The 11784-nt window shown below is 73.7% G+C and carries 10 protein-coding genes; 5 read left to right on the top strand and 5 right to left on the bottom strand.

Annotated elements, in window-relative coordinates; genetic code table 11:
- Positions 1-30: 30 nt before the first annotated feature.
- From PS271_RS00115 to PS271_RS00135, 5 genes are all read right to left on the bottom strand, one after another.
- The gene (locus tag PS271_RS00115) at positions 31-942 is read right to left on the bottom strand and encodes a dihydrodipicolinate synthase family protein (RefSeq protein WP_398378903.1); all 912 of its coding nucleotides are present in this window, start codon (positions 940-942) and stop codon (positions 31-33) included.
- Between the two features lie 85 nt (positions 943-1027).
- Entirely contained in the window at positions 1028-2602 is a 1575-nt protein-coding gene (locus PS271_RS00120; protein ID WP_398378905.1) for an FAD-dependent oxidoreductase, read from the bottom strand.
- Positions 2583-2897 carry a (2Fe-2S)-binding protein gene (locus PS271_RS00125; protein ID WP_398378907.1) on the bottom strand — a complete coding sequence of 105 codons (315 nt, stop codon included), beginning with the start codon at positions 2895-2897 and terminating at the stop codon, positions 2583-2585. Before PS271_RS00125 ends, PS271_RS00120 begins: the two co-directional genes overlap by 20 nt.
- Positions 2898-2989: 92 nt before the next feature.
- Complete coding sequence (locus PS271_RS00130; RefSeq protein WP_398378909.1) at positions 2990-4150, bottom strand: NAD(P)/FAD-dependent oxidoreductase; 1161 nt, start codon at positions 4148-4150, stop codon at positions 2990-2992.
- A 76-nt stretch (positions 4151-4226) separates the two neighbouring features.
- Positions 4227-5597, bottom strand: a complete 1371-nt coding sequence (locus PS271_RS00135; RefSeq protein WP_398378912.1) for an aminopeptidase P family protein — start codon at positions 5595-5597, stop codon at positions 4227-4229.
- Between the two features lie 192 nt (positions 5598-5789).
- Between PS271_RS00135 and PS271_RS00140 the strand changes: the two genes are divergently transcribed.
- From PS271_RS00140 to PS271_RS00160, 5 genes are read left to right on the top strand one after another with little or no spacing between them, the layout of a single operon-like run.
- On the top strand, positions 5790-7526 hold the full coding sequence (locus PS271_RS00140) for an ABC transporter substrate-binding protein (RefSeq protein WP_398378914.1): 1737 nt from the start codon (positions 5790-5792) through the stop codon (positions 7524-7526).
- Positions 7527-7533: 7 nt separating this feature from the next.
- Positions 7534-8469: an ABC transporter permease gene (locus PS271_RS00145; protein WP_398378916.1), complete on the top strand. Its 936-nt coding sequence runs from the start codon at positions 7534-7536 to the stop codon at positions 8467-8469.
- Positions 8466-9452, top strand: a complete 987-nt coding sequence (locus tag PS271_RS00150) for an ABC transporter permease (protein ID WP_398378918.1) — start codon at positions 8466-8468, stop codon at positions 9450-9452. The genes PS271_RS00145 and PS271_RS00150 overlap by 4 nt, the downstream gene beginning before the upstream one ends.
- Positions 9452-10522, top strand: a complete 1071-nt coding sequence (locus PS271_RS00155; protein ID WP_398378920.1) for an ABC transporter ATP-binding protein — start codon at positions 9452-9454, stop codon at positions 10520-10522. Before PS271_RS00150 ends, PS271_RS00155 begins: the two co-directional genes overlap by 1 nt.
- The gene (locus PS271_RS00160; protein ID WP_398378922.1) at positions 10519-11577 is read left to right on the top strand and encodes an ABC transporter ATP-binding protein; all 1059 of its coding nucleotides are present in this window, start codon (positions 10519-10521) and stop codon (positions 11575-11577) included. Before PS271_RS00155 ends, PS271_RS00160 begins: the two co-directional genes overlap by 4 nt.
- Positions 11578-11784 lie beyond the last annotated feature (207 nt).

Below are 11784 nucleotides of genomic sequence, written 5' to 3' on the forward strand. Positions count from 1 at the left end.
CTGCCGGACAGGGGGAAAGAGGGAGCCGGGTCAGTGGTGGCCGTCGGCGACGGCCTTCTCCGTGGCGGCGCGCACCGCGGCCTCCGCCTCGCCCGCGAGCGGCAGGCGCGGCGGCCGGGTGGGGCCGCCGTGGCGTCCGGTGAGGTCCATGGAGAGCTTGATGGCCTGCACGAACTCCGTCCTGGAGTCCCAGCGCAGCAGGGGGTGCAGCGAGCGGTAGAGCGGCAGGGCCGTCGGCAGGTCACCGGCGACGGCGGCGCGGTAGAGGGCGGCGCAGGTGGCGGGGAAGGCGTTGGGGTAGCCGGCGATCCAGCCGGCGGCGCCCGCGGTGGCGAGCTCCAGGAGGACGTCGTCGGCGCCGATCAGCAGGTCGAGGTCGGGGGCGAGTTCGGCGATCTCGTAGGCGCGCCGGACGTCGCCGCTGAACTCCTTGACGGCCACGATGCTGCCGTCGGCGTGCAGCCGGGCGAGCAGGCCGGGGGTCAGGTCGACCTTGGTGTCGAGGGGGTTGTTGTAGGCGACGACGGGTATTCCGGCGCGGGCGACGTCCGCGTAGTGGGCGCGTACCGCCTGCTCGCCGGCGCGGTAGGCGTTGGGCGGGAGCAGCAGGACGGAGCCGCAGCCGGCCTCGGCGGCCTGCTCGGCCCAGCGGCGGGCCTCGGCGCTGCCGTAGGCGGCGACGCCGGGCATCACCCGAGCCGGGTCGCCGGCGGCCTCGACGGCGGTGCGCACCACGCGGGCGCGCTCCTCCGGGGTGAGGGTCTGGTATTCGCCGAGGGAGCCGTTGGGGACGACGCCGTCGCAGCCGTTGTCCAGGAGGTGGCGGACGTGTGCGGCGTAGGCGTCGTGGTCGACGGAGAGGTCCGCGCGCAGCGGGAGCGCGGTCGCGACCATGATGCCGCGCCAGGGGCGGTCGGTGGTCCAGGAGGCGGTGGTGGTCATGTCCGTAGCCCTTCGTGATGCGATCGGTCGGTGTTTCAAGGCCGGCCGGCCCGTCGGCCCGTGGGCCCGTCGGCTCGTCGGCTCGTCAGCCGGGAGTCCGGGGCCGCCGCCCGGTCTCCTCCGGCAGTTCGGCCAGGGCCCCGAGCGGCACGGGTACGGCGAGGGGCCGGCGTTCGGCGGAGGGCGGTACGGTCCCCTGCGCTGTACCGCCCTCCGCGCTGCCGCCGGTGCCGCCTCTTCGCCCGCCTTCCGCCGCGAGGCACGCCACGGCCGCTCCGCACATCCGGCCCTGGCACCAGCCCATGCCGGCCCGGGTGAGGAGCTTGACGGTCCGGGCGTCGCGGGCGCCGAGCGCGCCGGCCGCGCCGCGGATGCTGCCGGCGGTGACCTCCTCGCAGCGGCAGACGTCGGTGTCGTCGGGGAGCCAGGCGGTCCAGCCGGGACCGGGTGCGTGGGCGGCGGCCATGGCGTCGGCGAAGGCGCGCAGGCGGTCGCGGCGGCGGGCCAGGGCCCGGGCGCGCCGGCTGCGGGTGAGGGCCGGGAGGCCGCGCAGCCGGGCGGCCACGGCGATGCCCGCCAGTTCGCCCTCGGTGCGGGCGAGGTCCCAGCCGCCGGTGCCGCCGGTCTCGCCCGCGGCCCACAGGCCGGGCACCGAGGTCTCCTGGAGGGCGTCCAGGGCGAGGGCGTGCGTGCCGTCGGGGGTGGAGCGGGTCGCGCAGCCCAGTCCGGTGGCGAGCTCCGTCTGCGGCACGAGTCCGTGTCCCACGGCCAGCGCGTCGCAGGTGATGCGGCGGCCCGTGCCCGGCACGGGCCGCCAGGCGCGGTCGAGCCGGGAGACGGTGACGGCCTCGACGCGGTCGCTGCCGTGCACTTCGGTGACGGCGCTGCGGGTGCGCAGCGGTGTGCGGTGACGCAGCAGCGCGGAGCCGTGGACGGCTGCTTCGAGGAGCTTGTGCGGGCTTGTGGCGAGGACGTACGGGCTGCGGGCGTAGCCGAGGTAGCCGGAGGCCTCGACCACGGCGGGGACGCGGGCGCCCGCGGCGGCGAGCGAGGAGGCGACGGCGAGCAGGAGGGGGCCGCTGCCCGCGACGACGATCCGCCGGCCGGGCAGCACGAGCCCGGACTTGAGCATGGCCTGGGCGCCGCCGGCGCCGATGACGCCGGGCAGGGTCCAGCCGGGGAAGGGGAGTTGCCGCTCGTACGCGCCGGTCGCGAGGAGGACCGCACGGGCCCGGATCCGGGCCGGGGTGCCGTCGTGGGCGTCGGGTCCGGTGAGGGCGTGCACGGTCCATATGCCGTCGTCGTCCGGCGGAGCGACGGTCCAGACGTGGTGGTGTGCGAGGTGCGTGGCCTCGCTCGCCTCGAAGCGGCCGCGGAGTGTGGTGAACTCGGTCCAGTCGTGGTGCAGGGCCTGCGGGCGCGCGGCGCCCAGGGCCGGGGCCGGGTGGCGGAAGTACTGGCCGCCGGTGTGCGGGGCGGCGTCCAGGACGGCGACGGACAGGCCGAGTTCGCAGGCGGTGACGGCTCCCGCGAGGCCCGCGGGACCGGCGCCGATCACGGCGAGGTCGTACGGATCGGAGTACGGGGCGAAGGACTCGTACGACTCGGAAGGCTCGTACGGCTCGGAAGGCTCGTACGGTTCAGACGGCGAGCCCGGCATGGCCGTGTCCCTCCTGGGTGGTGACCGCGTCGCCGGGCCGCGCGGGTACGAGGCAGGCCCGTCGGTTGGGCTGTCCGTTGACGGTGGCGAGGCAGTCGTAGCACTGCCCGATGCCGCAGAAGGCGCCGCGCGGGCGGCCGCCGTTCCGGGTGGTGCGCCAGGCGAGGATGCCCGCGCCCCACAGGGCGGCGGCGACGGACTGGCCGGGCAGGGCGGTGACCGTACGGCCGTCAAAGGTGATCTCGAAGGCCGGTCCTGGCTCCGCCCTGACCAGAGCGGCGGGGGTACGGTCCACTGCGGGACTCCTCTCGGGGAACGCCAGCGGACCGCTGGCCGGGGACGGCAGGGCATCGGGTTCCCGCGCCGGGATCCACAAGGCCACGGCGCTCACGCTGCCGGGCCGAAGCGTCCGGGGCGGAAAGGGGTGACGTCGACCGGTGGTTCGGCGTCCGTGAGCAGGCGGGCGATCGTCAGGCCCGTGGCCGGGGCGAGCCCGATGCCCGCGCCCTCGTGGCCGCAGGCGTGCAGCAGCCCGGGGACGCGGGGGTCGGGGCCGATGGCGGGCAGGTGGTCGGGCAGGTACGGGCGGAATCCGGCGTACGTGCGGATGGCCCGTACCGTCGCCAGCACCGGGAAGAGCGCGGTGGCCTGGGCGGCGAGGCGGCGGAGCACCTCCACCGGCAGTGTGCGGTCGAAGCCGACCCGCTCGCGGCTGGCGCCGATGAGGACCGGGCCCGCCGGGGTGCCCTCGACCACGGCGGAGGTCTGGAGCGCGGCGGATCCGCTGGCCACGTCGGCGACGTAGTCGGCCGCGTAGACCTTGTGCCGCACCACGCGCGGCAGCGGTTCGGTGACGAGCACGAAGCCGCGGCGGGGCAGCACGGGCAGGTGCCCGCCGGCGAGCCGGGCCACCTCACCGCCCCACGTACCGGCGGCGTTGACGACGTACGGTGCATGCAGGTCACCCGCGGCCGTGCGTACGCCCCGCACTTCGCCGTGCGCACCGGTGAGGACGGCGGTGACCTCCTCGCCGGTGCGCACCCTGGCGCCCGAGGCACGCAGCAGGTGGGCCGCGGCGAGGGCGGGCTGGACCTGGGCGTCCTGCGGGTAGTGGAAGCCGCCCCCGAGCCCCGGCGCCAGGTGCGGCTCCAGGTCGTGGAGCCGGCCGGCGGACACCTCCTCGGCGGTGACGCCCGCCTCGGCCTGGGCGGCGGCGAACTTCCGCAGCGCCGCCATGCCGGCGGCGTCGGAGGCGACGACGAGGCCGCCCTTGGCCTCGTACTCGATCCCGGCCGGGAGCTCCGCCGCCAGCTCCTGCCACAACCGGGTGGAGAGCAGGGCCAGTTCGAGCTCCGGGCCGGGTTCCTTGTCGGAGACCAGGAGGTTGCCTTCGCCGGCGCCCGTGGTCCCGCCGGCGACGGGGCCGCGGTCGAGCACGGTGACGGTGAGGCCGGAGCGGGCGGCGTAGTAGGCGCAGGCGGCACCGACCACTCCCGCTCCGACGACGATGAGGTCGCAGGCGTCACTGACGCCCGGGGGGTTACTCATGGGCACGTCAGTAATATTTCACATTGCACTGCCGCTGCCAAGAGCTGGTCCGGACCTGACTGCCCGCCACCTTCCTTCAGTTGCTGAGGAGTTCACCCATCCACGCCTCGACCGCGTCGGGCGTGCGCGGCAGCGCGTGCGACATCAACCGGGCCCCGTCGGCGGTGATGACCAGGTCGTCCTCGATGCGCACGCCGATGCCACGGAGTTCGGCGGGCAGCGTCTCGTCGTCGGGCTGGAGGTAGAGCCCGGGCTCGACGGTGAGCACCTGACCCTCCTCCAGGACGCCGTCGAGGTAGGCGTCCGCGCGCGCCTGGGCGCAGTCGTGGACGTCCAGGCCGAGCATGTGGCCGCTGCTGCACAGGGTGTACCGGCGGTGGAAGTCGCCTTCGGCGTGCTGGAGCACGCCCCACTCGGCGAGCCCTTCGGCAATGACGCGCATCCCGGCCCGGTGGAAGTCGCGGAAGCTCGCACCGGGCTTGAGGGCCGCCATGCCCGCCTCCTGGGCGGCGAGGACGAGTTCGTAGACCTGCCGCTGGACGGGCGAGAAGCGCCCCGAGAGCGGCAGGGTGCGGGTGAGGTCGGCGGTGTAGAGGCTGTCGGTCTCCACGCCCGCGTCCAGGAGCAGGAGTTCGCTGCGGTCGAGACGCCCCTCGTTGCGTATCCAGTGCAGGTAGCAGGCGTGCGCGCCCGCGGCGGCGATGGTCTCGTAGCCGGTGCCGTTGCCCTCCGCCCGGGCGCGCAGGCCGAAGACGCCCTCGATCCACCGCTCGCCGCGCGGGTGGGCGAGGGCACGCGGAAGCGCCCGTACGACGTCCTCGAACCCGGCGACGGTGTGGTCCACGGCCTGCTGCAACTGCCCGATCTCCCAGGCGTCCTTGACCAGCCGCAGTTCACTGAGCGCGGTGGCGAGGCCGGCGTCTCGGGACGCGTCGCGGCCCGGCGGCAGCGTGCCGTAGGCGTCCAGGTGCGCGCAGCGGATGCCGGTCATGCGCTCGGCCTCGCCGAGGTCGGGGCGGCGGCCGACCCAGAACTCGCCGTAGCGGCGGTCGCGGTAGAGCTCCGTGCCGTTGCGGGCCGAGCGCGGCCGCGCGTACAGCACCGCCTCGTGCCCGTGCGGCCCGTCGGGCTCCATGACGAGCACGTGGCCGGCCTGCTCCTCGCCGGTGAGCCCGGTCAGCCAGGCGTACGCGCTGTGCGGCCGGAAGCGGTAGTCGCAGTCGTTGGAGCGCACGGCGAGCTCGCCGGCGGGGACGATCAGGCGCTCGCCGGGGAAGCGCGCCGAGAGCTTCGCCCGGCGCGCGGTGGCGAGGTCCGCGACGGGCAGCCGGATGTCGCCGGGCAGCGGGGTCGGCGCCCAGTTGCCGGCCATGAAGGCCTGGAACTCCGCCGAGACCGGCAGGTCGTGGCCGGCCGTACGGATCGTGGCACCTTCGGCTTCCTTCACGGGGTGTCCTCCTCGGGCACAGGTGGGTAACGGAGCCACCGTCAGGCGACTGACGTCTTGTCAGTGCAATTTCACATTACTATGTTACGGGTCACATTTCAGCCTCGGGCGGCCTCCTGACTGCCTTTCGGTTGCCTTCGGTTGCCTTCCGGCTGCCTCGCGGCTGTTCGACCGTTCACGGAGTGACCACTGATGAACAAGCGCACGGGTACTGCCCTGGCCGCCGTCACGGCGGCCGCCATCGCCCTCGGGGCGACCGGCTGTTCCGTCCCCCAGCAGCCGGCGCACGGCGAAGACCGCGCCGCCGTCCGCGAGGGCACGGTGATCGGCGGCACTCCGCGGAAGGGCGGCACCCTCACCGTGCTGTCCGACCAGGACTTCACCCACCTCGACCCGGCACGCAACTGGGTGATGAACGTCATGGACTTCGGCACCCGGCTGCTCTACCGCACCCTCGTCACGTACAAGGCCGCGCCCGGCCATCAGGGCAGTGAGCTGACCCCCGACCTCGCCACCGACCTGGGCACACCGTCCGCCGACGCCAGGACCTGGACGTTCCGCCTCAGGCAGGGCGTGAAGTACGAGGACGGCTCACCCGTCACCGCGCAGGACGTCAAGTACAACGTCGAGCGGTCCTTCTCCCCCGACCTGCCGGGCGGCGCCGACTACGCCGCCCGCTACCTCGCCGGCGCCGAGGGCTACCGGGGCCCCGCCGAGGGCAAGCACCTGGACTCGGTCCGGGCGCCGGACGACCGCACCCTCGTCTTCGAGTTGCGCAAACCGTTCGCCGAGTTCCCCTACGCCACCGTCATGCCCACCTTCGCGCCCGTCCCGCAGGCGCGGGACAAGGGCCCGCAGTACGACAACCGGCCGTTCTCCTCCGGCCCCTACAAGATCGAGTCCTACGCGCGCGGCAAGAAGCTCGTCCTCGTGCGCAACGGCCACTGGGACCCGGCGACGGACGACGTCCGCAAGGCGTACCCGGACAGGATCGTCGTCGTGATGGGCCTCAAGGCCGGCCAGATCGACGACCGGCTGACGGAGAGCCGCGGCACGGACGCCTCCGCCGTCTCCTGGAGCGCCCTGCGCCCCGAGAGCGGCGCCAAGGTGCTGCCCGACAAGGAGGTCAGGCAGCGGCTCATCGCCGAGTCCACCAACTGCACCGACATGGTGCAGATGCACACGGGCCGCGCCCCCTTCGACGACGTCAGGGTCCGCCGGGCCGTGCAGTACGCCCTCGACCGGGACGCCGTCCTGACCGCCTCCGGAGGCCCCGCCTTCAACGAGCTGTCGACCGCGTACATGCCCGCCTCCCTCTTCGGCGGCAAGCAGCCGGACACCCTCGGGATCCCCGTCGCCGGCGACACGGACAAGGCCCGGAAGCTGCTCAAGGAGGCCGGGAAGCCGGACGGCTTCGCGACCAGCATGACGGTCTCGACCGGGGACAAGGGCCGGGCCGAGGCGATCCAGCAGTCCCTCGCCAAGGCGGGGATCAAAGTCACCATCGAGACGGTCGACCCGTCCGCGTTCTACGCCACCATCGGCGACACCAAGAACCGCACCGACCTGGTGTACACCGGCTGGTGCCCGGACTACCCATCCGGCTCCACCTTCCTGCCCTTCGTCTTCGACGGCCGCTTCATCAAGGAGAAGGGCAACTCCGGCAACCACTCCCTCTTCCGCGACGACCTGACGATGAAGCGGATGGACGAGATCGCGGCCATGACCGAAACCGAAGCCGCCGCCAAGGCCTGGCAGCACCTGGACGGCCAGATCCTCGCCGCAGCGCCGGCCGTGCCGGTGCTGGTGCGGCGGTGGCCACTGGTCCTGGGCAGCAACGTCGCCGGGGCGTACGGGCACCCGTCCTTCGGCGGCCAGCTCGACTACGCGACGGCCGGCCTCAAGGACCCCGCGAAGAGCCGGGGCTGAGGCCGCCATGACCACCGCCTCCCCCGTTTCTGCTGGGGCTTCCGCCGGCACCGGCCCCTGGCAGCTCGCCCGCGCCGAGCTGCGCCGCCGCACCTCCGTGAAGGTCTCCCTCGCCGTCGTCGTCCTGTTCCTGCTCATGGCGGCGGGCGCCCCGCTGCTGAGCTCGCTCGCCGGCCGGACGCCCGAGGAGTTCGACAAGACCGCCGTCGACCCCTACCTCGGCGGCCGGCCCCTCGGCCCGCTCGGCGGCATCTCCCCCCACCACTGGCTCGGCGTCGAACCCGTCACCGGCCGCGACCTGTTCGCCCGCGTCGTGCACGGCGCCCAGGTCTCCCTGCTCATCGCCCTGACCGCCACCGCGATCGTCGTCGTCGCCGGCACGGCCGCCGGCATCGCGGCGGGCTACTTCGGCGGCCGCACCGACGCCGTGCTCTCCCGCCTCATGGACCTCACCATGTCCTTCCCCGCCCTCATCTTCATGATCGCCATGCTGTCGGTCGCCAAGGACGTCAACCGCATCCTGCTGATGACCGCCGTCATCGGCCTGTTCGGCTGGCCCGGCATCGCCCGCGTCGTGCGCGGCCAGACCCTCTCGCTCAAGCACCGCGAGCACGTCGACGCCGCCCGCCTCACCGGCGCCGGGCCCTGGCGCATCCTCACCCGCAGCGTCCTGCCCGGCGTCACCGGGCCCGTCATCGCGTACACCACCCTGATCGTCCCCGGCATGATCGCCACCGAGGCGGCCCTGAGCTACCTGGGCGTCGGCGTCCGCCCGCCCACCCCCTCCTGGGGCCAGATGATCGCCGAGAGCGTCGCCTTCTACGACACCGACCCCATGTACTTCGTCATCCCGAGCACCTGCCTGTTCCTGACCGTGCTCGCCTTCACCCTGCTCGGCGACGCCCTGCGCGACGTCCTCGACCCGAGGAGCGCCCGCGCATGATCCTCTACCTCGCCCGCCGGCTCCTCGCCGTCACCGGCGTCCTGACAGCCGTCGCCGCCGTCACCTTCACCATCTTCTACGTCCTGCCCTCCGACCCCGCGGCCGCCGCCTGCGGCAAGGCGTGCAGCGTGGAGCGGCTCGCGGCGATCCGCGCCCACATGGGCCTGGACCAGCCGCTGTGGCGGCAGTTCGCCGACTTCGTCACCGGCATCTTCACCGGCCGGACCATGGGCAGCGGCCGGTACGCCCTGCACTGCGCCTTCCCCTGCCTCGGCTACTCCTACGAGAACTCCGAGGCCGTCTGGGACCTGCTCATGGACCGGCTGCCCGTCTCCGCCTCGCTGGCGCTGGGCGCGGCCGTGCTGTGGCTGGTCCTCGGCCTGGGCGCCGGGGTCACCGCCGCCCTGCGCAAGGACACCCTCACCGACCGCGCCCTGATGGTCGGCGCCGTCGCCGCGGCCTCCCTGCCGGTCTACTTCACCTCGATGATGCTGATCTACGGCCTCATCCGGACGGCAGGCCTGCTGCCTTACCCGCAGTACGTGCCCCTCACCGGCGATCCCGTGCACTGGGCCTCCAACCTGCTCCTGCCCTGGCTCGCGCTGGCCGTGCTGTACGCCGCCATGTACGCACGCCAGAGCCGCAGTTCGATGATCGAGACGATGGCGGAGCCGTACATCCGCACCGCCCGCGCCAAGGGCCTGCCGCGCCGCACCGTCGTCGTCAAGCACGGGCTGCGGGCGGGCATGACTCCGGTCCTCACCCTGTTCGGCATGGACCTGGGCGGGCTGCTCGCGGGCGCGGTCATCACCGAGTCCATCTTCGGCCTGCCCGGCATCGGCCGCCTCTTCTACGGCGCGCTGTCCACCGGCGACCAGCCGGTCATCCTCGGCGTCACGCTGCTGGCGGCCGCCTTCATCGTCGTCGCCAACCTGGCCGTCGACCTGCTCTACGCCGTCGTCGACCCGCGAGTGAGGTACTGATGGCCGCCGAGGCTCTCCTTCCGCCCGCTGAAGCACCCTTTCTGGCCGTACGGGACCTCACGGTCACCTTCCCCACCCGGCGCGGCCCCGTGCGGGCGGTGGACTCCCTGTCGTTCGCGGTGCACCGCGGGCGGACGCTCGGCATCGTCGGCGAGTCCGGCTCCGGCAAGTCCGTCACCTCCCTGGCCGTGATGGGCCTGCACACCGGGGCCGAGGTCGGCGGCTCGGTGAAGCTGGACGGACAGGAGCTCACCGGGCTGTCCGAGCGGGAGCTCAACCGGCTGCGCGGCCGCCGCATGGCGATGATCTTCCAGGACCCGCTGTCCGCCCTCCACCCGTACTACACGGTGGGCGAGCAGATAGCCGAGCACCATCGCGTCCACTTCGGCTCCCGCCGGGCCGCGGCCCGCAGAGTGGCCGCCGAACTGCTCGGCGAGGTCGGCATCCCCGAGCCCGCGCGGCGCGCGGGCGCGTACCCGCACCAGTTCTCCGGCGGCATGCGCCAGCGCGTGATGATCGCCATGGCGCTCGCCTGCGAACCCGAGCTGCTCATCGCGGACGAGCCGACCACCGCCCTCGACGTCACCGTCCAGGCCCAGATCCTGGAGCTGATCGCCCGGCTGCAGGAGCAGCGCGCGCTCGCCGTCGTCCTGATCACCCACGACCTCGGCGTCGTGGCCCGCGTGGCCCACGAGGTCCTGGTGATGTACGGGGGGAGGGCCGTCGAACAGGCGCCGGTGGACGACCTGTTCGCCACGCCGGCCCACCCCTACACCCGCGGGCTGCTCGACTCGCTCCCCCGCCTCGACGACGGGGACGACGAGCCCCTGCGGGCCATCCCCGGCAGCCCGCCCTCCCTGCTGGATCCGGCGCCGGGGTGCGCGTTCGCGCCGCGCTGCCCGCTCGCGGCGGCCGCGGCGCCGGCCGAGCGCGCGCACTGCGAGGACACCAGACCCGAACTGCGCTCCACCAGGGGACCCAGGCCCGAACTGCCTTCCGCCGGGGGACACCCGGTCGCCTGCCACCTGTCCCCGCACACCGCCGCCCACGCCCGGAGAGGCACCCGATGACCGCCGCCGATGCTGCTGCTCCCGTTGCTTCCCCGCCTGCTCCCCCGGCTCCCCTGCTCTCCGTGCGGGACCTGAAGATGACCTTCCCCGGCCGGACGGTCTTTCCCGGCCTGGCCGTTCCCGGCCGGCGGGCGCGTTCCGCCGCCGTCCGGGCCGTCGACGGCGTCTCCTTCGACCTGGCGGCGGGCGAGACCCTGGGCCTGGTGGGCGAGTCCGGCTGCGGCAAGTCCACGACCGGGCGCCTGATCGTACGGCTGCTGGAGCCGACCGCCGGGTCGGTCGTCTACGACGGGCGGGACATCAGCCGTCTGCGGCAGCGCGCGCTCAAGCCGCTGCGGCGGGAGGTGCAGATGGTCTTCCAGGACCCGCACTCCTCCCTCAACCCGCGCTGGACCGCGGCCCGGATCATCGCCGACCCGCTGCTGGTGCAGGGCGGTTCCGCAACGGACGCGCGGAGGCGGGCGGCGGAGCTGCTGGAGCTGGTCGGGCTGCTCCCCCAGCACCTGGACCGCTATCCGCACGAGTTCTCCGGCGGCCAGGCGCAGCGCGTCGGCATCGCGCGGGCCCTGGCCACCGGTCCCCGCCTGATCGTCGCCGACGAACCGGTGTCGGCGCTCGACGTCTCCGTGCAGGCGCAGATCATCCATCTGATGGCGCGGTTGCAGGAGGAGCTCGGTCCGGCCTTCCTCTTCATCTCCCACGACTTGTCGGTGGTGAAGCGGGTGTGCGACCGGGTGGCCGTGATGTACCTGGGGCGCATCGTCGAGGCCGGCGTCAAGGAGCGGGTGTACGGGGCCCCGGCCCATCCGTACACGCGGGCCCTGTTGTCCGCCGTTCCGCTGCCGGATCCGGCGGCGGAACGGGCCCGGGAGCGCATCACGCTGTCCGGTGCTCTCCCGAGCCCGGCGGCTCCCCCGCCCGGCTGCACCTTCCACCCGCGCTGCCCCAAGGCGCAGGACGTGTGCCGGAGCGAGGTGCCGCTGCTGCGGGTCGCGGCGCCGGGCGAGGCGCGGGAGGTCGCCTGCCACTTCCCGGAGCCGGAGTCTTCCGGCTGAGGCCGGGCGGCGTCTCCGGAGGACGCTTCCCGGGGTCTTCCGGCTGACACTTTGGACAACCCTTGGTGTCTGAGGGGTTGTCAGTACCATTTCACATTACTACGTTACACATGACATGGCGCGGACAACCGCTCCCCCACCTGCCGCCCAACCGACGGCAGTTGAAGCCCGGTCCGCGCCGCGTACTCACACCTCCCACACACAGGA

This window comes from Streptomyces sp. SCA2-17, from assembly GCF_044336695.1.